The following is a 21,455-nucleotide window of genomic DNA, read 5'->3' as shown; positions in this document are numbered from 1 at the left end:
CCACCCGTGCGACTCGCCACCATCCTCGACAACGGCACCGACGTGCCGGTCCTCGTCGACCCCGACCGCGGCGTCGTGCCGATCGCGTCGCTGACCGACCGGCCGGTGCCCTCGCTGCTGACCGTGCTCGAGGACGACCTCTACGACGACCTGGTGGCCGCGGCCGCCTCGGCCGGCGCCGAGCGCTTCCGCCCGGCCGCCGACGTCACGTGGACCGCGCCCTACCGGCGGCCCCGCAAGATCTGGGGCATCGGGCTCAACTACGTCGACCACGCCGCCGACCTCTCCGAGTCGGTGCCCGACGAGCCGGCTTCCTTCATCAAGGGCGACCACACCATCATCGGCCCTGGCGACGAGATCCCGATCCCGTCGCAGAGCGAGCGCACCACGGCGGAGGGCGAGCTCGGCCTGGTCATCGGGCGTGAGTGCCGCAACGTCTCCGAGGAGGACGCGCTCGACCACGTCTTCGGCGTCACCACGATCCTCGACCAGACGGCCGAGGACATCCTCCAGCGCAACCCGCGGTTCCTCACCCGCTCCAAGAACTTCCCGGGCTTCTTCTCCTTCGGCCCCGAGATCGTGCCGATGGCCGAGGTCCTCGGGCGGTTCGGCTCGATCGGCGACGTCGAGGTGTCCACCGTGGTCAACGGCGACCAGACGCGCACCAACGCGGTGGCGCACATGCGCTACAGCCCGGCGTTCCTCGTCGCCTTCCACAGCGCCGTGATGCCGCTGTTCCCCGGCGACGTCATCTCCACCGGCACGCCCGGCGCGATCCACGTGCGCGGGGGCGACGTCGCGGAGTGCCGCATCCCGGGCATCGGCCGTCTGGTCAACCCGGTGGTCAGCGGCTGAGCTCCACGGGCCGGGCCAGCCGGTCGGCCACCACCGTCCACACGTCGGGGTCCACGCCCATCCCGAGGTGGGTCGAGCCCACCTCGACGTGCTCGACCCCGGGCGTGGACCGGTCGATGCACGCCTGCCACGCCACCACCCCGTCGCGCCGGGAGAACAGCACCGTGAGCGGCACGCGGATCGGCGAGGACGCATCGAGACGGCGCGACACCCGGTCGGCGTCCGCATCGGCTCCGGTGCTGGAGGCCCGGGCGACGCTGGTGTGGCGCGCACCACCGGTCACCGGCGTGCCGTAGGTGACCACGCGGCGTACGGCGTCGGGGTGGCGGCGGGCGACCTCGCGTGCGATGACCCCGCCGAGGCTCCACCCGACCAGCGAGGCGGGGGCGCCCAACTCGTCGACGAGCTCGAGCACGCGGCGCGAGAGTCGCTCGACGTCGCGCCGCGGGTCGCCGGTGTTGGTGCCGAAGCCCCAGCCGCGGGCGTCGTACCCGAGCCGCGCGAGGTAGCCGCGCAGGGGTGCGCCGGTGAGCTCGGGCGCCTTCCACCCCGGGATGTCCACCACGAGGTGGCCGTCGCCGCGCGGCGCCGTGGCGAGCCGCGGGAGGGCGCCGACCAGGCGGGCGGCGTCGAGCGCCGAGCCCAGCTCGCCGAGCGTCGTACGCGCCGACGGTGGTCCGCCCGGGAGGCCGAGACCCGCGGTGTCCGCGTGGTGCCGCGCCCGCGAGCGGGTGCCGGCGGCCGCCAGGAGGTGGTGCCCGCGGAGGGGGAGGCGTGCCATGTCGCGACTGTACGACGGGTGCCCCGGTGTGAGCTGAGGGCTACCCGGCGTCGACGACCTCGCCGTTGCGGGGCACCCGGCCGCCGAACGTGATCGGCACGGCCGCGGCCTGCACGACGTCCGCGCGGTCCATCGCCTGGAGGTGGACGTGGGGCTCGGTGCTGTTGCCCGAGTTGCCGCACCGCCCGAGCACCTCGCCCACCTCCACCCGGTCGCCCGGCTGTACCTGGAGGCTGTCGCGTTGCAGGTGGCACACCGCGACCACCGGCCCCTCGGCCGTCCGGACGAGGACGTGGTTGCCGGCCAGCGCCTCCCACCCCGCAGCGACCCGGCGGCGCTGGGTGAGGGCGTAGCCCACGGACGGCAGGCCGCGGTAGGACGGGTGGTCGGTCGCCGTGCCGTGCACGCCCACGACCACGCCCGACACGGGGGCGAGGATCGGACGGCCGAAGCCCGGGAACCGCCCGGCCGGCTCGGGGCGCACCAGCGACCCGATCGTGACGGGTGCGGTCCGCCCGCGCTCGTCGACCGGGACGAAGTCGATCGCGTACGACGTGGCCAGCAGCGCGGTGCCGTGGCTGGGCACCCGGTCGGCGGGGCTGTTCTGGGTCAGCCAGAGCCCGGTGAACGGGAACGCGAGGTCCACGTCCACCCGGTCAGCTCGACAGCGGCGAGGCCTTGCGGAGGGCCCGCTTGGAGGTCTTCGCGCCCGCCTTGGCCGCCGAGACGACCCCCTGGCTGAACAGCGTCAGTCCGGCACCGACCAGCCACACGTCCTTGGCCAGGGCGGTGCCCTCCTGGCTCGGGCGGATGCCGTCGTCCAACGTCATGGACGGGGTCCTGAGGTACATGCCGACCAGGCTGCAGCCGAAGCCGGTCAACGCGGCCCCGGCCACGGTCGCCGGGACCATGGGCGCCAGGAGCGCGGCACCGACGCCGATCTCGCTGTAGGCCAGCAGTCGGGCGAACTTCGCCGGCTCCATGTCCTTGAAGAGGGTGGGGTAGGTGCTCGCCGCCGCGCCGTGGAGGAACTGGGCCGTGCCTTCGTCGGCACCCAGCTTGCTGACGCCCGAGTTGAGGATGTAGGCGCCGGTGGCGAGGCGAAGCGGGATCTGGGTGAGGGACACGGGCTCTCCTGGGTGGGTTCGTGGGCGGGGCTCTCGCTCTACCGTTACCCCCACCGGCCGTGCACACAAGCCCGGGCGCCGATCCGTGTCCCGGCACGGGACGGATCCGGGCACGCGGAGCGGTCGTGGGGAACGTCGCGTCATGGCACGCTGGGGCCGTGAGCGGTGAGCTGCCTCGGCCCGTACGAGTGTTCACGCCGGCCGACCTGGCGCCGGCGGACCCGACGCCCGGCATGCACCGCGACCTGGCGTTCGAGCTGCCGCTGCTGTGGGCCGGACAGGTCGAGACCGAGCCCGGAGCGGTGTCGGGCTGGCACCACCACGAGCGCAACGAGTCGAGCCTCTACGTCGTGCGAGGCGTGCTGCGACTCGAGTTCGAGGGCCATGACGGCTACCTCGACGCCGGCCCCGGCGACTTCGTCCACGTGCCGGCGTGGACCGTCCACCGGGAGTCGAACCCCGGGCGGCAGCCCTCGCTGGCCGTGATCGCCCGGGTCGGCGGCGGCCTCCCGACCGTCAACGTGGACCCTCCGGCGGCTCGCTGACGCTCGCCCGGGCGTTCTCCCCGCCCCAGCGGCCGAGCGCGACGACCGCCTCGCGCAACGCCAGCCCACGGTCGGTGAGCGCGTACGCCCGGGTGTTGTGGCGCAGCGGCAGGCGGGACAGGACGCCGGCCGCCTCGAGCTCGCGCAGCCGCGTCGCGAGGACGTTGGTCGGCACGCCGAGGTCGCGCTGCAGGTCGCCGTAGCGCTGCGGACCGTCGAGCAACCGCTCCACGATGAGCAGGGCCCAGCGGGCCCCGACCACGTCGAGGGCCGCGGCGAGGTCGCTCACGCGGTCGGGTCGGCGTCCGGCTTCATCCAGAACGGCGAGTAGTGGTAGCCGTCGGGGTCGTCGAACTGGCGCTGGTACATGAACGGATAGTTGTCGGTGTCCCCGATCCGCCCGCCGGCGGCCCCGGCGCGCTCGACGATCTCGTCGACCGCCTCGCGGCTGCCGAGGTCGAACGAGACGGTGACCTTGGACGGGGTGTCGGAGCCGCCGACCAGCTCCTCGGCCCCGCCCACGCTCGCGTACATCTCGCGGCTGCCGAGCATGACGTACTGCTCGGGCGCGATCGCGAAGCACGACACGTTGTGGTCGGACATCTCCGGGTTCAGGGTCCAGCCGAGGGCGGTGTAGAAGGCGGTCGCGCGCTCGACGCTGTCGACCGGGCAGGTGATGAAGAGGCTCATGCGATGACACTTGCAAAATGCAAGTGTGGCGTCAAGGGGGTTGGGGTGCCGGGTCAGGTCCGCAGCTGCGTCCAGTGCCCCTCGGACACGACACCGACCTCCCCGTCGACCACCGTGATCGCCGTCTGGTCGTCGATCGCGTAGGCCGCGTGGGGGATGCCGGACACCCACTCCTCCGCCTCGGCCATCGAGTTGCCGGGCATGCCGTCGGGCGCGAGGTGGGGGAAGATCGAGAAGTCGACGACACCCAGCGTGCTGTCGTCCCCGCTCGGTGGCCGCCACTGGATGAAGTCGTGGCCGACGGCCGGGGTCAGCACCATGCTGCCCGCGCTGAGCCCCACCCAGACGGTCTCGCTCAACGACGGCAGCAGGTCCGCCAGTCCCGACTCACGCATCCAGTGGCACAGGTAGAGCACGTCGCCGCCCGCGGCGAGCAGGACGTCGGCCTCGCGGACCGCCGGCACCCACCGCTCCTCGTCGATGCTCGGCAGCGCCGTCAGCTCCAGCACGCCGACGGACCTCCAGCCCAGGCCGACCATCGGGTTCTCCGACGTGCCGGCGATGAAGCTCCACGCCCGCACCCCCGGCCCGAGCATCGGATGCCCGTACATCGCCGTGGGGATGCACAGCGCGGTGCACTCCTCGACCGGCTTGCCGAGGAGCCCGACGAGCGCGTCGCGGATGCTGGCGTTGGTCACGCCTCCGGAGGTGAGCAGGAGCTTCATGGTGTGCCTCCTCGTGGGGGAGCGATGGGTACGGCGCCTGCCGCGGCCGTCTGCTCTGGTGACGGGCGAGCCGGCCTCGAGTCGACACGTCCGGGCGAGATCGTGCAAGGGCCGCGGGGTGCGCCGCCCCCCGCCCCGGCATCGCGGTGACCGATTTGGGTGATGGCGACCGGGTGCTGCCCGGGCGTAGGTTCGGGCATCTGGCCCTTCGAGCACCGGAGCTCACGATGCGCATCTCCTGGACGCCCGCCACCTCCACCGTCGTCACGGCCCTGCTCCTGGGGCTCGTCGCCACGCTGACCGTGGCGGTCGGTGCTGCGACCGGCGCCGGTCGTACGCCCGCTGTCGTCAAGGCGTGCGCCAGCAAGAGCGACGGCTCCCTCCGCCTCGTCGACACGAAGAAGTCGTGCCGCAAGGGCGAGCGGGCGGTCACCTGGAACAAGCGGGGCGTCCCGGGCGTCGACGGGACCAACGGTGCTGCCGGCGCCGCCGGCCCTGCCGGCGAGCGGGGGCCTGCAGGGGCCCCGGGCGTGTCCGGCTACCAGGTCGTCGAGCGGTCCACGCCGGTCAGCGGGTCCTTCCTCGGGAGCGCCGCGGTCGCCTGTCCCGCCGGGAAGAGGGTGGTCGGCGGTGGCGTCAGCGCGCTCGACGCGGCGGGACGGGACGTCGGGACGAGCACCTTCCTGGTCCGCGCCGAGTACCCGTCGGCGGACGGATCCACGTGGGGCGCCATCGTGGAGAACGGCAGCGGCGCCGTCGTCACCCGGTTCGTGGTCCGTGCCATCTGCGTCACCGCCCTGGACTGAGCGTCAGCCTCTGGCGTCGCGTCGCTCCTGCAGACGCGCGCGGGCCTCGGGCAGGTAGGCCAGGCACGGCGCCTCGGCGTCGGGGTGCTTCGACGTGAGGTGCAGGATCCATCGATCCATCGCGGCCATGTAGCCGTTGTCCTCGCCCGGCCGGCGCGTGCTCCAGGCACGGGTGCCGGTCCCGGGTCGCGGGACCTCGCACTGCGTGCACGAGATCGTGTAGGCGTACGAGCCGTCTGGGCTCTCGTCGATGCGGACCACGGCCAGCGGTCCCGCCTCGGCGCTGGCCTTCCTCTGACGGGCAGATCGGGTGGCGGGCACAGCGGACCTCGGTTCGTGCTCGGGGATGGCCGTCCCAGCCTAGGCACCGGCGGAGGTGCCGAGCTGCGGGGGCAGCGGTACGCCCCCTCCATCGGCTGCGGCCACGAGTTCTTCCTGAGTCGGGATCCGACGACTGGCGGCTGTTCACGCGCCGAAACACCCCCTGTTCGCTCGCCACGAGACATGAATGCCCGGCGAATCCGGCCGCTGTTGGTTAACGTCACCATCGCGCGGGTCTGCACCGACCCTGCGGTGAATGGGATCGACGATTCGACGGGGGAACATCATGGCTGAGGAGTCATGGCACGAGGCACGACTGATTCCGACCTCGGGCATCAACGGGGCGGAGGAGCAGGAGAGACGTGCGACGTCGGCTCTGCTCGCGGTCCTGTCAGCGGTCAAGGAGTTCGGTAGAGGCTTCGTCCGCCCATTCGGTGCCCCAGCCGGCACGCTTGAGTGCTTCATCGAAGTGCCATTCATGCTCGGAGAGCAACGGCTCTACCCGGACGGACTCATCCGCGTCTCCCGCGGCTCGAAGTCCTGGACGGCCCTGGTCGAAGTCAAGACCGGTCCAAACCGGCTCGCTGTCGAGCAGCTTGAGAACTACCTCGATATCGCTCGCGAGAACGGATTCGACGCCGTCATCACCATCTCGAACGAGATCCCCGCCGTCGCCGGGCAGCACCCGACGAAGGTGGACAAGCGAAAGCTCAAGAAGGTGGGGCTGCACCACGTGTCGTGGTCGCAAGTGCTCGCCGAAGCTGTGATGCAGAAAGAGTTCCGGGGCGTTGCTGATCCCGAGCAGGCCTGGATCCTCGGCGAGCTCATCCGCTACCTCGAGCACCGCAAGTCGGGGGCGCTCGAGTTCGATGACATGGGGGAGTCCTGGGTCGGCGTGAGGGATCAGGTTGCGGCTGGAACCTTGCGAACGACCGACAAGGGCATCGGAGAGGTCGTCGCGCGCTTCGATGCGCTCCTCAGGTTCGCGAGCCTGCAGCTGGGCCGCCAGCTTGGCACGGAGGTCGTGCCCGTGCTGTCCCGCAAGGAAGCGGCTGACCCCGTGGTGCGCGCGCAGGCCCTGGCTCAGTCGTTGTGTGCGACCGGCGAACTGTCCGGCGCCATCCGCATCCCCGACACCGTGGGGCACCTCGTCGTCACGGCGGATCTCCGGGCGGGAAAGATCTCGTGCCACGTCGATGTCGATGCGCCGCGAGAGGGGCGGGCTACGACGCGGGTGAACTGGCTGGTCCGGCAGCTGAAGAACGCACCGGACAGCACCAGGGTGGAAGCCTTCGTCGCGCACGCACGCGGCTCGCATGCAGCCGAGCTGCTGTCGGTCGTGCGCGAGAACCCCGCCAGTTTGGTGCTGGACCCGACGAAGGAGTTGCGGTCGTTCCGCCTCGCGAGCACCGGCACGCTCGGGACCAAGCGAGGCCGTGGTCGCGGATCCTTCATCGACTCCGTCCTCACTGCAGTGGACGACTTCTACGCCGAAGTCCTCGGCACCTTGCGGGCCTGGTCCGCAGCGCCGCCCAAGCTTCGTCCCGCCACGGTGACTCCGCCTGAGCTCGACGACAGCGTCCCTGCAGCGCTGGCGTCGACCGACTACTCCTCCCAGGACGGAGTCGAGGTCGCCGACGCCAGGAGTGCTGGGGAACCTGCGGATGCCGACCCTGCCCCCGGGACGTCCTGACCGTCACTTCGGCTCGACATCGTTTGTCCTGTGAGGAATGGCAGCCTAGAGCCGGAACGCGGTGAAGTGACGCATCGGCCGCCGCCCACGGATCTGCGGGGAGCGTCGCACCACGGCTCGCGACTCCGCTCTCGCCTACGCTGACGCCATGCTCGTGAGCGGCCTCGCCATCCACCCCGTCAAGAGCACGGCGATCCGGCCGGTGGACAGCGCCCTGGTCCTGCTCGGCGGCCTCGAGAGCGACCGGACGTGGATGGTGGTCGACGGCGACGGGACGATGGTCACCGCCCGCGAGGCGCACTCCCTGTTCAGGATCGTTGCCGACACGCCGGCCACCGATCCCGCGCTGCAGCGAGGGCTGCGGCTGCGCGCCGACGAGATGCCGGACCTGCTCCTGGACCGGCCGAGCGGGGAGCGAGTGCGCACCCGGCTGTTCGGCCAGCAGCTCGAGGGCGTTCCCGCCGGCCGAGAGGCTGACGCGTGGCTCCGGGCGGTGCTGGGCCGCGAGGACGTCCGCCTGCTCTGGTGCGACGAGCCGACCCGGCGCAGCCTGGACCCCGAGCACTCCCGACCCGAGGACTTCACGGCGTTCGCCGACGGCTATCCGGTCACCATCGCGTCGCTCGCCTCCCTGCGCCAGCTCAACGACTGGATCGCCGAGGGTGCGGTCCAGCGCGGCGAGGACCCGCCCCCGCCGCTTCCGATGGAGCGCTTCCGGCCCAACATCGTGGTGGACGGCGACCAGCCCTTCGCCGAGGACCACTGGAGCTCGGTGGTCATCGGCGACGTGCGGTTCCGGGCCGCCAAGCTCAATGCCCGGTGCGTGATGACGACGCTCGATCCCGACTCGCTGCAGACGGGCAAGGAGCCGATCCGCACCCTGGCCAAGCACCGGCGGGTCGGTCGCAAGACCCTGTTCGCGGTCAACCTGATCCCGGACACCACCGGTCAGATCAGCGTCGGCGATCCCGTCGAGGTCCGCTGAGGCCGTACGCGGGCAGGGCGGACCGATGCCTCGCCTGCGCCGTTGACCCTTCCTAGGGGGCGGGAGGCGGTGCGACGGCAGGCGGGGGTCGTTCTCGGGAGCGTTGGGTGACGACGTCGTCGAGGTAGCGCACGACAACAGCCAGCACTGCTGTCACCGGGACTGCGAAGAACGCGCCGGTGACGCCGAACAGGGTGCCGCCGAGGGTGACCGCGAGCAGCACCACGGCCGCGTGCAGGTCCATCGACTTCGACTGGAGGAACGGCGAGAGCACGTTGCCCTCGAGCTGTTGCACGGCGACGACCAGCGCCAGGACGAGGAGAGCGCCGGTCGTGCCGTTGGAGACGAGCGCGATGAGCACGGCGAGGAGGCCGGACGCGAACGCGCCCACGATCGGGATGAATCCGGCGAAGAACGTGATGATGGCGAGTGGCACCGCCAGCGGCACGCCGATGAGGAGCAGCCCGCCGCCGATCAGCACGGCGTCGATCAACGAGACCAGCGCCTGGGTGCGGATGAACCCGCCCAGGGTGTCCCAGGCCCGTTGCCCGACGGACTGCAGGTGGTGTCCCGCGGTGTGCCCCGCCAGGCGACCGACCCAGGGCAGGAAGCGCCTCCCGTCCTTGAGGAACAAGAAGCTGAGGATGAGAACGAGCACGAGGTTGATGACGCCGTTCGTGACTGCTGAGACGCCGGTGAGGACTCCGGAGGCGATGCTGCTGGCGGAGCCCGCGAGCCGTTCCTGGAGTGCTTGCAGGGCGGCGTCGATCTGCTCCTTCGACACGAAGTCCGATTCCTGGACCCAGTCCTGCACGCGTTCGAGTCCGTCACTGGCGCTGTCGACGATGTCCCCACTCTGTGCCGCCACGGACGGCGCGATGGTGAAGCCCACCGCGACGACGATCGCCACTGCGCCGAGCAACGTCGCGGCGGCCGCCAGGGCGTTCGGCAGGTGCGCCTTGGTCCGCAGGAACCTGGCGACGGGCGACAGGACGGTGCACAGGACCAGTGCCATCAGCACCGGGAAGAGGATGACCCAGGCATATCTGATGACGTATCCCAGGAGAACCGCGCCGAGGACGATGGCAGCCAGCCGCAGGCTCCAGCGTGCGGTCCAGGCCACACCCGCACCGATGGTCTCCTCCCGCGACGGCGGGTACGACGGCACCGCGACGGGTGGGGTTGGCGGAGCAGTCTGTGGGTCGGGGGGAGGCGGAGCCTGCGAGCCGCGCCCGGACGAGAGCTTCCTGGTGAAGAGCTTCACGCCATGAGTATCCATCTGGACGGCGCACGAGCGGCACGCCTGTGCGGGTGCCGAGCTCGGTTCCCCACCGGGGCGGCAGCGTCTCACCCAGCGGGATGCGGGAAACGGGGGGTCCGCGAACGTTACGTTCCTGAGCATGTTCGCGACCGCGCTGACGATGCGCCGGATGGTTGACCTGTGCCACGTGCGCGGGGCCATCTGTCGAATGTCCTGAGCGGCCGGCACCGCTCGACATCCCCGTCTTCGAGCGCTCGACCTCGAGCGCTTGCACCTCCCGGGCGTCGGGGCCTCGGGCTCCTCGTCGTCGGCCTCCGAGAACGCCCCGCTCGGCGACGCCTTACCACTTCCGTTCCCCTCCACGCCGCACCTTGAAGGAGCACCCGTGACCCATCGCCCCGAGACCCTCGCGGTCCACGCCGGTCAGGAGCAGGCCGACCCGGCGACCAACGCCCGTGCCGTGCCGATCTACCAGACCACGTCCTACGTCTTCAACGACACCGAGCACGCGGCGAGCCTGTTCTCGCTGGCCGAGCCGGGCAACATCTACACCCGGATCATGAACCCCACGCAGGACGTGTTCGAGCAGCGGATGACCCAGCTCGAGGGCGGAGTGGGCTCCCTGGCAGTCGCGAGCGGCTCGACGGCCACAACCTACGCAGTGCTGAACCTGACCTACGCCGGGGACAACATCGTGGCGCTCTCCACGCTGTACGGCGGCACGTACGCGCTGTTCGCGCACACGCTGCCGCAGTTCGGCATCGAGGTCCGCTTCGTGGACCCCGAGCGACCGGAGGACCTCGCCGCGCTCGTCGACGACAAGACCCGGCTCGTGTTCGGTGAGACCGTCGGCAATCCCAAGATCAACGTGGTCGACATCGAGGCCTGGGCAGAGGCCGCCCACGCACAGGGACTGCCCCTGATCATCGACAACACCGCGCCGACGCCGTACCTGGTGCGGCCCTTCGAGCACGGCGCCGACGTCGTGGTGCACGCCGCGACCAAGTTCATCGGCGGGCACGGCACCTCCATCGGCGGCGTCATCGTCGACTCGGGCAGGTTCGACTGGGCCGCGCACTCCGACCGCTTCCCGGGGCTCACCCGGCCCGACCCGGCCTACCACGGTGCGGTGTGGACCGAGGCGGCCGGCCCGGCGGCGTACATCATCCGGGCGCGCACCGTCCTGCTCCGCAACACCGGCGGCGCCATCACGCCGATGAACTCCTGGCTGTTCCTGCAGGGCTTGGAGACGCTGCACCTGCGCATGGAGCGGCACAGCGAGAACGCGCTGCGGGTCGCGGAGTACCTCAGCGAGCACGAAGCCGTGTCGTGGGTGAGCTACCCCGGTCTCCCCGACAGCAAGTACAAGGAGGTCCACGACCGGATCGGGACCGGCCACGGGTACGGCGGCATCCTCAGCTTCGGGCTGAAGTCCGGTCGTGCCGGTGGCCGGCGGTTCATCGAGTCGCTCGAGCTGTTCAGCCACCTGGCCAACATCGGCGACGCCAAGTCGCTGGCGATCCACAACGCGACCACGACCCACAGCCAGCTCACGCCCGAGGAGCTGGAGGCGGCGGGGGTGCCCGAGGACATGGTCCGGCTCTCCGTGGGCATCGAGAACGTCGAGGACATCATCGCCGACCTCGCGCAGGCACTCGCCGCCAGCGCGTGAGCCACGGACTGGGTCTCGTCGAGACGCGGCGGGCCGTCCTCTTCACCGAGGACGACCCGCTGCGGCTGCGGGGCGGCGGCCGCCTCGACCACGTCGAGGTGGCCTACGAGACCTACGGCGAGCTGTCGCCGGGACGGGACAACGCGGTCGTCATCTGTCACGCGCTCACCGGCGATGCGCACGCGGCCGGGATGCACGAGGGCGCGCGGAAGCCCGGGTGGTGGGACAACCTGATCGGCCCCGGCAAGGCCGTCGACACCGACCGCTTCTTCGTGATCTCCGCCAACCTGCTCGGCGGCTGCTCCGGCACGACCGGTCCGTTGTCGACGAACCCGGCCACCGGCGTGCCGTACGGCCTGGACTTCCCGATGCTGCACATGACCGACCTCGTCGCCGTCCACCGGCGGCTGGTGGCGCACCTGGGCATCCAGCGCCTGTACGCCACGGTCGGCGGCTCGCTGGGTGGCATGCAGGTGCTGCAGTGGGTGATCGACGACCCGGGGCAGATCGAGCGGGCCGTGCTGGTCGGCGCCTCCTCACGGCTCAGCGCCGAGAACATCGCGTTCTCGGCGGTCGGCCGGGAGGCGATCATGTCCGACCCCGACTTCTGCCACGGCCGCTACATGGAGAAGGGCGTCTTCCCGTGGCGTGGGCAGAAGGTCGCCCGGATGCTGGCGCACATCACCTACGTGTCGCCGCAGTCGCTGGCCGACAAGTTCGGCCACCGCCGCGACAGCACGGGCGACGCGTGGCGGATGGGCCCGGACTTCGCCGTCGAGCACTACCTCCAGCACCAGGGCGAGGTCTTCCTCGACCGCTTCGACGCGCTGTCCTACCTCTACCTCACCCGGCTCCTCGACTACTTCGACCCGTTCGCCGAGGACGCCACGGCCTCAGCGCTACGACGCACCGGCACCCGGTTCCAGATCACCTCGTTCGACTCCGACTGGCGCTTCGACACGTCCCAGTCGCAGCGGATCGCCGAGCACCTCACCGCCCTCGGGGTGTCGGTGGACTGCGCCGAGCTCTCCTCGCCCCACGGGCACGACTCGTTCCTGCTGGAGCCCCCCGGCTACCACGAGCGGATCGCGGCCTTCCTCGTCGACCGCGCCTGAGCCCGCCCCCGGACGCGGTCGGCGTCGCCCGGGCCGGCCGGCTCCGGCGACTGTTCGGGTCACTGAGGCTCGTCGTACGGTCTGCGGCTCCTAGCGGTCCTTCCCGCCCGCTTTCGTCGGCTCAAGCACGCCGGTGGTTCCGGGAGTAGGACCGACGCCGTGGCGGTCACTTGCGGCGGATTGACGTGCATGGAGCTAGGCCCCGCCGGTAGGCGGGTTCGAGGAACCGCCTACTTGCCTGTCTCAATGCAGTTAGGTTCGGGCGGTGACACATCCCGGAGATCGAGGACGGCGCGAACAGCCGCCGGGTCGCCGCCCAGCGCGCGGCCCCGCGTCCGCGTATCGGGGCACGCCCATCAACTGGGATCGGTACAAGGATGGTCCGGATGCGTTGCCACATCGCATCGTCTCGCCAGAGGCGCCACCAACCCGGCTGTCGACTGCTGAGACACTCGCGATAGACACGGCAGAGCTTCTAGAACGCGTCGAAGTGGATGCGGTTGGAGTCGAGTACAGAACTGGTGACGGTTCGAAGCGCGTGCTCTTCGACATGCGACTCGAGTACGTCGGTGACAGGCTGAACGCGATCCCGTGGATCTCGGTCATGGTTCGAGGCGACCTGATGCTGGCCGAACTGTCGCGCGCCAAGGTGCCCGCCGACTCAGTGCTACTTCCGCCGTGGACGCTCCCCTTCAGTGCGCATGGAGATCCTGCCACAGTGCCGTGCCTGCTGGTGTGGCGCGCCAAACGCACCGCAATTGAATGTGGGCGGATCGTCGCGGATGTCTTGCTGACCGCGCTTCAGGCTGATCCAAACCGAATTCGCGTATCGGTCAGAGTGTTCCCTCGCCGAGACCCGGCGCCGGCACAACCTGCTGTCCTTCAAGCGCACGCTGCAGGGAAAAACGCGGGAGCGTCGTCACATTGAGATTCTCAACCATTGCGTGAAGTGCGGCCAGCCACTCAGAGACCCCGCCAGCGCACGTCTTGGGATCGGGCCCGAGTGCCGGAAGTCCTACTCCGTCGAGCAGCTCTGGGTCGCCGAGAACCGCACACGTGACGTACGGCTCAACGTCAAGCCTCCTTCTGCCTGGCTCGCTGCCGTTTCGAACCACTGGGAAATGCCAGACGGACTTCCGCTGGTCCCGCTCGACGACTGAACCCGTCGGTTATGGCACGGCTCGAGCCGGCCGACGGAACCTGCTGTAGGAGCGGGCAGGCAAGCGGCGGAATGGGGCACTCGCCGCGGCTCATCCGCTGGAAAGGCGCAAACCCGGCGATGGCGTGTTGGTGCGGTGAGCTGACCGGGGTCGATTCCTGCTGGTCACGCCTCTCCGCGCACGCTGGCACGCGCTGCGTCGATCAGGCGCTCGGCCCGGTCGACAATCTCGTCGAGGTCAACCCCGAGTCCTTCGGTAGCAGTCCGGATGGCCTCTCGCTCTCGATCGCGCGCAGCAGCTGCCGCCGTAAAGTCCATCGCATCGATCGCCTGTTCCTTGTCATGCCGAGCCTTCTCCACCCGCATCTCCACGAGCAAATCAATACTGCCCGTCAGAAGGACCGCCCGCAGGTCGTCGAACGCACGGCGACAGTCCGCAGAGGCGTAGGCCTCGATTACGGGTACGAGTTCATCCAAGCGTTGTTGCAGCCTCGCATATTGAAGCCCGATGGACTCCCTGACCAACTCGTTCGGACTACGCAGCGTGTCGATGAAGGAACGGGCGATCGCGATCGCTGAGAACAGGCCCTCGGACTTCCTCTCCCACGCCCGCTCTTCATACGCGAGCAGCGCCTCGTGCTTCCTTTGGTCGCGCCCACTGCGGTAGGACACCCACAGGCCGCCGATTGCGACCAAGCCGGACGAGGCGACGGAGACAAGGGCAACGGCGTCGGTCACGTTCGGCAGGGTAGCGTTGGAGCCGAAGAGGACGCCCTCGGTTCCACATGTCCGCGTCGCGGTCCGGAATTGGGTGTCACTGTGAGGCTCGGGGCACGTACGCGGGTGTAGCTGATCGAGACCACGGGGTCAGGCCTAAGCCCTACCTCGCTTGCTGGATAAGGCGCGCGCCGACAGGCGGCTGCTAGACGATTGCCGACAGGATCGGTGTGTGGCTGGGCCCGATCCAGGGTGTCGAGCGGGAGGCGCAGTGACGCGCTGGCAAGAGACATGTTCCAGCCGCTTCCCTGACGCGCCTGTCGTGACAGATATCCTCCCAGCGTGCCTTCCCAGACCGCCGATGAGCGCGACCAGCAGGACGGCCGTCCGGTCTGGATCTCGGTGGCAGCGGTTGTGGTGAGTGGGTTAGTCGTGAACTGGCTCTCGGACGAGATCAGCGTCTCGCCTCCGATCTTGATCCTCTTGGCGGCGGTGGCCCTCGTTCTGCTAGTTGCGGCGGAGCGCAGTTCCCGCGTCGACCTGCCAATCAAGACCGCCGACGCCGAACTGCTCAAGCTGGCTCTCCTAGCGCTGCTTTTAGGGGCCGCAGCGGGGAGCATTGCTGTACTGCCGCTGATGGACGAACGTCGGCTAACTGGACCTTGGGGCTACTTTCACAACTACGAGTTGGCCGCCGTCACCGCGCTCGTTTGCCTCGCTTCGGTGTCGGCCGTTCGACGTCGCATTCCAGTCGAGTGGATGACCTTCTTGGCCGCGTCTGTCGCAGGAATGACGTTGTCCGTGGTCTACCTCAAGCCCGGTAACGACTTCGTCTCTACGTTCTTGGGATGGTTGATCGCATCGGCGCTCGCCACGACGTTGGTTGCCACCGGAAGGGACCTGATTGCCTTGTTCATACGGTTCCTAGGCTTCACAAAGACCTGACGGTCCGCGTGGAACAGCAGGAGGCTTGCAACTCCCAACCCCGGACCTGATCGGCGTACTCGCGGCGGATAGACGCAGTCTTCACAGTCCGTCGAGACCTCGCAGAAAGGACGACTGCGTAAGTACGCTGCTCCTCGTGGCGGTTGATCAGGGCGACTACTTCGAGTTGACCATGAGTGACTTGCGCGCGGTTGCGGGATTCGCTGCCTCAGGCGCTCAGCAGGTTGTGGGCATCTTTGAGGAAGCAGCGCCAACCGACCGCCGCCCGCGAGCTGCTATTGACGCTGCCTGGGAGTTCGCCAACGGCGCAAGGCGGTCCAAGCTGCAGCGATCAACGGCCTTCGACGCCCACCGAGCAGCGAAAGACGTTGCCGCAGTCGCGGCCAAACACGCGGCGCACGCGGCGGGCGACGCGGCGGGTTCCGCCTATCTGCATCCGTTCGCCAAGGCTGACCAGGTAGGCCACATCTTGCGCGCGGATGCTCACGCCGCCTGTGCGCTGGAGCTTCTGACTGGCGACCCCGGCGTCGGCCTGCAACACGTAGGCCATGCAACCGATCGGGCGACACCGTTGGTGGTCGAGGTGCTGCGGCGCTATCCGCCGGCGGCGGTCGGACCGAGCCGGGTCAGCATCCTCATGAAGGCGTTGGACAACTCACTACGAGCGCGATGATCTCGGCGGTACGACTCGAGACGCCGACAGGCGGTGGAATGGAGAAGGTCGGTACCGTCGGCTCCCCGGCGGTAGCCAGCAGCGCCAGCGGCGCTGACATGGTCAGGCTGTCGTACCACTTCCCGCGGCCGCATAGGTCATGCCAGCCGCGCCGGCGAAGTCTGGACGCACCCCATCCGGACGTCGAGGCCGCGGCCGAACACGCTGGACGTCGCCCATTCAGGTCGATACGGACGGACGGACGGCTTCAAGGCAGCCACCGGCTGCGTCCGATCGCGTGGCCGTCGGGTTGGATCAGCCCCGATCCTCTGGAGGTCGTGATGTTGACCAACCGGTTGTCGGCAGATTGGCTACGCGGCGCTGAGCCGGTCAAGTAGTTGGCGCAACCAGGCGCTCTCCCGTAGGAGGAGCAGCGAATAGCCGTGAAGGTCGGAGCAAAGGATTGCGGGGTCGCACGCGGCCTTCGGTAGGTCTCCCGCTGTCTTCCTCAAGGCGACCGCTGCCACCGCCACAACGTCCTTGCCCCTCGGCGGCCCAGGATCGACCGATGCGTTCGACGCAGCCTGCTCAACCTCTCGCACTGTCAACGTCGTGTCAGAAGCCGCGACGAGCGCCATGCAGTATGGCATTTGTTTGAGAAGCAGGTCCTCCGCCTGCACCTTGCCTTCAATCGCAACCTGGTCGAAGGCCAGGGGCCATCCATGCATCCGCGCATGGGACCGCAATCGCGTAACAGGTTCAATTGCCAGAATGCATCGATTTACAACCTCGTCGATTCCTCCCGATTTCGCAACCTTAGCGTCAGCACCCTTGAAGCTGATTAGTCGAGCCAGGCCGCCCAACTCAATCAACATGCATTCAAGGTCTCGCCCCTCGTACGGAAAGAGGACTTTATTCCAGTCGCCGCCCTCCGGCACAGGATCGAAGTCGCGATCGATTACCGCGACGAATCTCTTTTGGCCAGCGTCGAGAAGTTCCGCGGCAGCTCGAAGCACATTCGCGCGCTTTCCCGCGATGACTATCGCGTAGTTCGGAAGGACCTCGCGCAACACCGTCGCGTCGGCTACTCCTTCGACCAAAAGCACCCGATCAGGGGAACCTTGTAGATGCAGACGGGTGCGGTCGGCGGGCGAGTCGTATTGCGCAAGCGAGCCATCAGGCTTCGTCATCGAGATCGCTCTCGTCGTGCTCCATACCGTCAGAAATGCCCGCCTCTTGCAGTGGGGGCAGTGACAATTCGCGGGTGAGGTCCCAGCGACCGTTGATAATCCCCGTGGAGTGCGTGGCAAGGATGACCTGAAGATCCGAAACAGATGCAACCCGCTCGACGTCCTCGAGGAACGCATGCTGCCAACTCATGTGCATCGAAATCTCGGGCTCATCTATCATTATGAGTGAGCCCGTGTGTGTTGCGAAAAGCAACTGGCTGAAGATTGCGACCAGGTGTTGTTCACCGGAGGAGAGTTGAGCCACAGGCACTCTGTGGCCCGCGACCGACTCAATTCCCAACGTTCCACCGCGCCGCACGCTCGTCCGCTTGCCCGATCCAGCGAGCTTGGAGTCCAAGATCGAGCGCAGGTCAGTCAGCTTCTTGTTGATCGGCGCTAACGGCTCAAGCCGGTCGCTCCAAGCGTCAAGGAGGAGCGCCAAGATGCGCTTCTCGGTCGGGTTGGGCTTGATTGGAAGAGGAGCAGGAGTCTCATCTGGGGCTAACCCGTTTCGGGCCATCTCTTCGTAAAGGTCAATGACATGGATGTACTGCGCTTTCAGGTCGTCAACTCGGATGGTTGAGCGAGCCGCTTGCAATGCTCGGTCAGCAAACCGCAAGTCCGCGAACTGCGAACGATCCAAGGAGTCATTGCGCGCGGCAGCAATCTCGTTACGGATCCGTCGGATGTAACCCATGATTCGTGCTTCGCTCTCCGATGCCGCACGATCACCCATCCGAGTCCCGCTTGGCCTGCCCGCTCCGCGAACCTCCGAGTCGAGGCGCTTTGTGTCAATGAAGACCGACCGCGTCTCGTCAAGCAGGTCGAGGAACTCCCTCCCGCGAGCGGACTCGCGAAGCGCCCCGTTATGAGCGTTCAGCGAGAAGTTTCTCTCAGCGACCCTACTCGGGACTTCTCTGCCCGTTCTTGTATCGATGTAGCGTCCGCTCACAGACTGGACGATCCACGTTGGGGTCTCTCGGGTTTCGCCCCTCGCTCGCTCGCACTCGGCGGAGTTTGTCTCAACACTTACTTCCGGGTGGCCGTCCTTGAGGACCTCGAGCTTCAACGCTGCCTGCTCCGCGGGCGCGATGTGGCCGCCGACGGTTGCCTGTTGCACTCCTGAGTCCAGGAGGCTGCGCTGGACCCTAATGACACGGTCGTCGAAGACGAGTTCGACCTCGCGGAATGAGACCCGCAGAAGGTGGAGGACATCTCCGTTAAGAGTGGCGTCGATCAATCGGAGGACATGTGTCTTGCCGGTGCCGTTCGGTCCAGTGATGACAGTTGGTGAGTGGACACTCAGTTCGACCGTGTGGTCGACGTAGCCGAAGAGGCCCCGCACGGACACTAGCTGAAGACGTGGCATCTCGACCCCTCACGGGCAATTGGGAACTCAAGGCAAGCGGCCCACGGGGGCCACTGTGTGGAGTAAGGCTAACGACCGAGTCGGATTCGGGCCCGACATGTGAACGAAGCAGACGATTGGGGTCTGGGGGGTGATGAGCGCAGTCGTCGAGGCACCGCCTCAGGAGGTCAGTGCCATGAGGTCGTTAATCAGGTGCGTCATAGTGGGCGAATAGACGCACATCTCCGCGGGCCTCCGGGCCCCGCCAAGCCCGGTGTACAGCCGTCCTCGACCCGGACCCAGTGTCGGTGGGCTCTGGAAGAGTGTCTCCATGACGGCGATCGCACACTTCGACGACCACGATGTCGTGGCGTTCGCGAAGTGGCTGGCGGCCGATCTGGAGGCCCTGGCGGAGCGGCCGCTGTGGACGATGTCGACCCACGACGCGGGCGACGCGTTGGTTGCGCTCACGCGGGTGCGGGGCCAGCTCGACGCGCTGCTGATGCGGGTGCTGCGGCAGGCCGAGGCGGTGGGCGCCGGGCTCGACACCGGAGCGACGTCGACGACCAACTGGTGGTCCCACGAGACCCGCACGACCAGGGCCGAGGCGCACCGCATCGCCCGGCTGGCGAAGTCGCTGGAGGACCACGAGGAGGTCGCCCGATCGCTGGTCGCCGGCGACGTGCGGACCGACCAGGCACGGGTCATCGTCGAGGCGGTCGAGGCACTCCCTGACGACGTCGAGGCGGGAGTGCCGGAGGCGGCGACACGGTTCCTGCTGGAGAGGGCCGGCGAGCACGACGCCAAGGCGCTGCGGATCCTGGGCCGTCGGGTGCTCGAGGTGGTCGACCCCGAGGCTGCGGACGTGGAGGAGGCCCGCCGTCTGGAGGCGGAGGAGGCCGACGCCCTGGCCGCCGCGTCGTTCACGATGGTCCACGACGGACACGGCAGGTGCCACGGCAGGTTCACCGTCCCGGCGCTGCACGGCGCGATGCTGCTCAAGGACCTGAAGGCACGCGTCGCCCGCACGATCAGGACGGGTGACCGCGGTGAGCCGGACCCGCGTACGCCCGGCCTGACCCGGCACCGGATGGGCCTGGCGTTCCTCGACTACGTCGAGACCCGTCCGCCCGAGTCGGCGCCCAAGGCCGGCGGAGTCGCCGCCACGATCGTGGTCACCATGGAGCTCGAAACCCTGATGGGGGGCCTCAGGGCCGCGTCGCTCGACACCGGGGGCCGGATCAGCGCCGGGGAGGCGCGGCGGCTCGCGTGCCGGGCGGGGATCATCCCGGTCGTGCTGGGCGGGCCCAGCGTGCCGCTCGACGTGGGGCGCCGGAGCCGGTTCCATACCGAGGCCCAGCGCATCGCCATGGCCACGAGGGACGGCGGCTGCACCGCCGTCGGCTGCGACGCCCCACCTGGCATGACCGAGGCCCACCATGACGAGGTGTCGTGGGGCCGCGGTGGCGGGACGAGCGTCGAGAAGGGCCGGCTGCTGTGCCCGGCCCACCACCGCCGCATCCACGACCCCGCGTTCCAGCACGCCCTCGACAAGCACGGGAAGGTGCGCTTCACCAGGCGCACGTGAGGGGCACACGCCCGGTGCACACCCAGCAGCGGCGCCAGAGCAGCCGCGCCTGAGCAGCGGCGCCAGAAGCAGCGGCACCAGAACGCAGCGCCACCCGGCGCAGCGGCACCAGAACGCAGCGGCCCCAGAACGCAGCGGCCCCAGAAGTCGCGGCACCCGGCGCAGCGGCACCAGAAGTCCCGTGCACGTCATCCGCACCGCGGGCTAGCCTCGAGGTCTCGCCTCACCCCTGGGGCGGACGGGCTCCGTAGGCTCGACCCGCGCGGCGACCGTGATCCGTGAACAGTGGTCCGACCACATCGGCAGGGGTTCCCGGCGGGCCGGGTCGACGGCCCGGCCCGCCGGTGCCGGCCACCGAACGCGCGCCGACCGAACGCGCGCCGGCCTCAGCCGCGCAGGCGGACCGACAGGCAGGTCACGCACGCCTCGAGCTTCTCGTGCTCGCTGATGTCGACGGCGACGACGCGCAGCCCGCGCTGCTCGTAGAGCGCCCGGGTGCGCGGGGCGCTCGCCGACATGAGCACCGTCGACCCGTCGAGCAGCACGACGTGCGCGCCGGGCTCCTCCGGGACGGCGAGGAACGACGACCAGACGCCCGGGTCGTCGACGACGGGCTCCCAGCCCACGACCGTGCCGTCGGGCAGGGCGGTGACCGCCGACTTGAGGTGCAGCGCCTTCGTCATCGGGACGGTCACCACCGACGCGCCCAGCGGGGCGAGGTGGGCGGCGAGCTGGTCGATGCCGGCCCGGTTGGTGCGGCCGCCGAGGCCGACCCAGACCGTGCCGTCGTGCTTGAGGACGTCGCCGCCGTCGAGGGTGCCGGGCGCCTCGATGCGGGCGATGCGGTGGCCGAGGTCGCGCAGGACCTGCTCGGTGCCCGCGACCTCGCCGCGCCGGGCCTCGGCGCCGGGCCGCGTGATGACGGCCAGGTCGCCGTACATCACCACCGTGTCCTCGACGAAGGCCGAGTCGGGGAGCTCGGGCGCGGGCGGGACCTCGATCGTCTCCCAGCCCTCGGCCTGCAGCGCGGCGACGTAGGCGTCCCACTGGCGAGAGGCGAGCTCGGGGTCGACCGGGACCCGGTCGAGGTGGGTCAGCAGGCCCTCGGCCATGCGCGGGCTGGGACGGCGGACGAGTGCGCGACGGTTCACCCGCCGATCCTCGCAAAGCCCGGAGCACCGTGGGCGACGGGCTCGCGTGGGCCTTGACATCCGGGGCGAGGCATCGAATGGTGACCCCCG

The 21,455-nt window shown here is 69.2% G+C and carries 24 protein-coding genes; 12 read left to right on the top strand and 12 right to left on the bottom strand.

Going from position 1 to position 21,455, the window contains the following annotated elements:
- Positions 1-6 precede the first annotated feature (6 nt).
- Positions 7-855 (top strand): fumarylacetoacetate hydrolase family protein, encoded by an 849-nt coding sequence (locus AC4H2S_RS02480; RefSeq protein ID WP_491495377.1) that lies wholly within the window; start codon positions 7-9, stop codon positions 853-855.
- On the opposite strand, the gene AC4H2S_RS02475 is transcribed toward AC4H2S_RS02480, so the two are convergent.
- From AC4H2S_RS02475 to AC4H2S_RS02465, 3 genes are read right to left on the bottom strand one after another with little or no spacing between them, the layout of a single operon-like run.
- Entirely contained in the window at positions 845-1,636 is a 792-nt protein-coding gene (locus tag AC4H2S_RS02475) for an alpha/beta fold hydrolase (protein WP_491495376.1), read from the bottom strand. The genes AC4H2S_RS02480 and AC4H2S_RS02475 overlap by 11 nt on opposite strands.
- A gap of 40 nt (positions 1,637-1,676) precedes the next feature.
- Positions 1,677-2,282, bottom strand: a complete 606-nt coding sequence (locus AC4H2S_RS02470) for a M23 family metallopeptidase (protein ID WP_491495375.1) — start codon at positions 2,280-2,282, stop codon at positions 1,677-1,679.
- 10 nt (positions 2,283-2,292) lie between these two features.
- Complete coding sequence (locus tag AC4H2S_RS02465) at positions 2,293-2,763, bottom strand: hypothetical protein (protein ID WP_491495374.1); 471 nt, start codon at positions 2,761-2,763, stop codon at positions 2,293-2,295.
- 158 nt (positions 2,764-2,921) lie between these two features.
- Between AC4H2S_RS02465 and AC4H2S_RS02460 the strand changes: the two genes are divergently transcribed.
- The gene (locus AC4H2S_RS02460; RefSeq protein WP_491495373.1) at positions 2,922-3,308 is read left to right on the top strand and encodes a cupin domain-containing protein; all 387 of its coding nucleotides are present in this window, start codon (positions 2,922-2,924) and stop codon (positions 3,306-3,308) included.
- Here the strand turns inward: AC4H2S_RS02460 and AC4H2S_RS02455 are convergent.
- The 3 genes from AC4H2S_RS02455 to AC4H2S_RS02445 are packed head-to-tail and all read right to left on the bottom strand — an operon-like array spanning position 3,280 to position 4,723.
- Complete coding sequence (locus tag AC4H2S_RS02455; protein WP_491495372.1) at positions 3,280-3,597, bottom strand: winged helix-turn-helix transcriptional regulator; 318 nt, start codon at positions 3,595-3,597, stop codon at positions 3,280-3,282. The genes AC4H2S_RS02460 and AC4H2S_RS02455 overlap by 29 nt on opposite strands.
- Entirely contained in the window at positions 3,594-3,998 is a 405-nt protein-coding gene (locus AC4H2S_RS02450; protein WP_491495371.1) for a VOC family protein, read from the bottom strand. Before AC4H2S_RS02450 ends, AC4H2S_RS02455 begins: the two co-directional genes overlap by 4 nt.
- 53 nt (positions 3,999-4,051) lie before the next feature.
- A complete protein-coding gene (locus AC4H2S_RS02445) occupies positions 4,052-4,723 on the bottom strand; it encodes a Type 1 glutamine amidotransferase-like domain-containing protein (RefSeq protein ID WP_491495370.1) in 672 nt (223 codons plus the stop codon).
- A gap of 227 nt (positions 4,724-4,950) precedes the next feature.
- Here AC4H2S_RS02445 and AC4H2S_RS02440 point away from each other — a divergent pair, with 227 nt between their 5' ends.
- Complete coding sequence (locus AC4H2S_RS02440) at positions 4,951-5,529, top strand: hypothetical protein (protein WP_491495369.1); 579 nt, start codon at positions 4,951-4,953, stop codon at positions 5,527-5,529.
- 3 nt (positions 5,530-5,532) lie between these two features.
- Here AC4H2S_RS02440 and AC4H2S_RS02435 read toward each other — a convergent pair whose 3' ends face one another.
- Positions 5,533-5,850, bottom strand: coding sequence for a hypothetical protein (locus AC4H2S_RS02435; RefSeq protein WP_491495368.1), 318 nt, complete (start codon positions 5,848-5,850; stop codon positions 5,533-5,535).
- 286 nt (positions 5,851-6,136) lie between these two features.
- On the opposite strand from AC4H2S_RS02435, the gene AC4H2S_RS02430 reads away from it, so the two are divergent.
- Positions 6,137-7,543: a hypothetical protein gene (locus AC4H2S_RS02430; protein ID WP_491495367.1), complete on the top strand. Its 1,407-nt coding sequence runs from the start codon at positions 6,137-6,139 to the stop codon at positions 7,541-7,543.
- Positions 7,544-7,691: 148 nt separating this feature from the next.
- Positions 7,692-8,528, top strand: a complete 837-nt coding sequence (locus AC4H2S_RS02425) for an MOSC domain-containing protein (RefSeq protein ID WP_491495366.1) — start codon at positions 7,692-7,694, stop codon at positions 8,526-8,528.
- A gap of 52 nt (positions 8,529-8,580) precedes the next feature.
- Here the strand turns inward: AC4H2S_RS02425 and AC4H2S_RS02420 are convergent, their stop codons facing one another.
- On the bottom strand, positions 8,581-9,990 hold the full coding sequence (locus AC4H2S_RS02420; RefSeq protein WP_491495365.1) for an AI-2E family transporter: 1,410 nt from the start codon (positions 9,988-9,990) through the stop codon (positions 8,581-8,583).
- A 184-nt stretch (positions 9,991-10,174) separates the two neighbouring features.
- On the opposite strand from AC4H2S_RS02420, the gene AC4H2S_RS02415 reads away from it, so the two are divergent.
- The 4 genes from AC4H2S_RS02415 (at position 10,175) to AC4H2S_RS02400 (ending at position 13,736) form a co-directional block, all read left to right on the top strand.
- The gene (locus tag AC4H2S_RS02415) at positions 10,175-11,461 is read left to right on the top strand and encodes an O-acetylhomoserine aminocarboxypropyltransferase/cysteine synthase family protein (RefSeq protein ID WP_491495364.1); all 1,287 of its coding nucleotides are present in this window, start codon (positions 10,175-10,177) and stop codon (positions 11,459-11,461) included.
- Positions 11,458-12,576, top strand: coding sequence for a homoserine O-acetyltransferase MetX (gene metX / locus AC4H2S_RS02410; RefSeq protein ID WP_491495363.1), 1,119 nt, complete (start codon positions 11,458-11,460; stop codon positions 12,574-12,576). The genes AC4H2S_RS02415 and metX overlap by 4 nt, the downstream gene beginning before the upstream one ends.
- 538 nt (positions 12,577-13,114) lie before the next feature.
- Positions 13,115-13,504: a hypothetical protein gene (locus AC4H2S_RS02405; RefSeq protein ID WP_491495362.1), complete on the top strand. Its 390-nt coding sequence runs from the start codon at positions 13,115-13,117 to the stop codon at positions 13,502-13,504.
- 16 nt (positions 13,505-13,520) lie between these two features.
- The gene (locus tag AC4H2S_RS02400; RefSeq protein WP_491495361.1) at positions 13,521-13,736 is read left to right on the top strand and encodes a DUF6011 domain-containing protein; all 216 of its coding nucleotides are present in this window, start codon (positions 13,521-13,523) and stop codon (positions 13,734-13,736) included.
- 164 nt (positions 13,737-13,900) lie between these two features.
- On the opposite strand, the gene AC4H2S_RS02395 is transcribed toward AC4H2S_RS02400, so the two are convergent.
- Positions 13,901-14,473 (bottom strand): hypothetical protein, encoded by a 573-nt coding sequence (locus tag AC4H2S_RS02395; protein WP_491495360.1) that lies wholly within the window; start codon positions 14,471-14,473, stop codon positions 13,901-13,903.
- A gap of 321 nt (positions 14,474-14,794) precedes the next feature.
- Here AC4H2S_RS02395 and AC4H2S_RS02390 point away from each other — a divergent pair, with 321 nt between their 5' ends.
- Together AC4H2S_RS02390 and AC4H2S_RS02385 are read left to right on the top strand one after the other, a co-directional pair.
- On the top strand, positions 14,795-15,397 hold the full coding sequence (locus tag AC4H2S_RS02390; RefSeq protein WP_491495359.1) for a hypothetical protein: 603 nt from the start codon (positions 14,795-14,797) through the stop codon (positions 15,395-15,397).
- A 136-nt stretch (positions 15,398-15,533) separates the two neighbouring features.
- Positions 15,534-16,070 (top strand): putative immunity protein, encoded by a 537-nt coding sequence (locus AC4H2S_RS02385; RefSeq protein WP_491495358.1) that lies wholly within the window; start codon positions 15,534-15,536, stop codon positions 16,068-16,070.
- A 350-nt stretch (positions 16,071-16,420) separates the two neighbouring features.
- On the opposite strand, the gene AC4H2S_RS02380 is transcribed toward AC4H2S_RS02385, so the two are convergent.
- Entirely contained in the window at positions 16,421-17,239 is an 819-nt protein-coding gene (locus tag AC4H2S_RS02380) for a hypothetical protein (protein ID WP_491495357.1), read from the bottom strand.
- Positions 17,226-18,623, bottom strand: coding sequence for an AAA family ATPase (locus AC4H2S_RS02375; protein ID WP_491495356.1), 1,398 nt, complete (start codon positions 18,621-18,623; stop codon positions 17,226-17,228). Before AC4H2S_RS02375 ends, AC4H2S_RS02380 begins: the two co-directional genes overlap by 14 nt.
- Before the next feature lie 334 nt (positions 18,624-18,957).
- On the opposite strand from AC4H2S_RS02375, the gene AC4H2S_RS02370 reads away from it, so the two are divergent.
- Positions 18,958-20,214, top strand: coding sequence for an HNH endonuclease signature motif containing protein (locus AC4H2S_RS02370; RefSeq protein ID WP_491495355.1), 1,257 nt, complete (start codon positions 18,958-18,960; stop codon positions 20,212-20,214).
- A 386-nt stretch (positions 20,215-20,600) separates the two neighbouring features.
- Here AC4H2S_RS02370 and ddaH read toward each other — a convergent pair whose 3' ends face one another.
- Positions 20,601-21,365 (bottom strand): dimethylargininase, encoded by a 765-nt coding sequence (gene ddaH, locus AC4H2S_RS02365; protein ID WP_491495354.1) that lies wholly within the window; start codon positions 21,363-21,365, stop codon positions 20,601-20,603.
- Positions 21,366-21,455: the final 90 nt, after the last annotated feature.

It is taken from the genome of Nocardioides sp. Z13_37 (genome assembly GCF_058355585.1).
The sequence above is the reverse complement of the archived record's forward strand: the minus strand, read 5'-3'. Positions and strand labels throughout refer to the sequence as shown.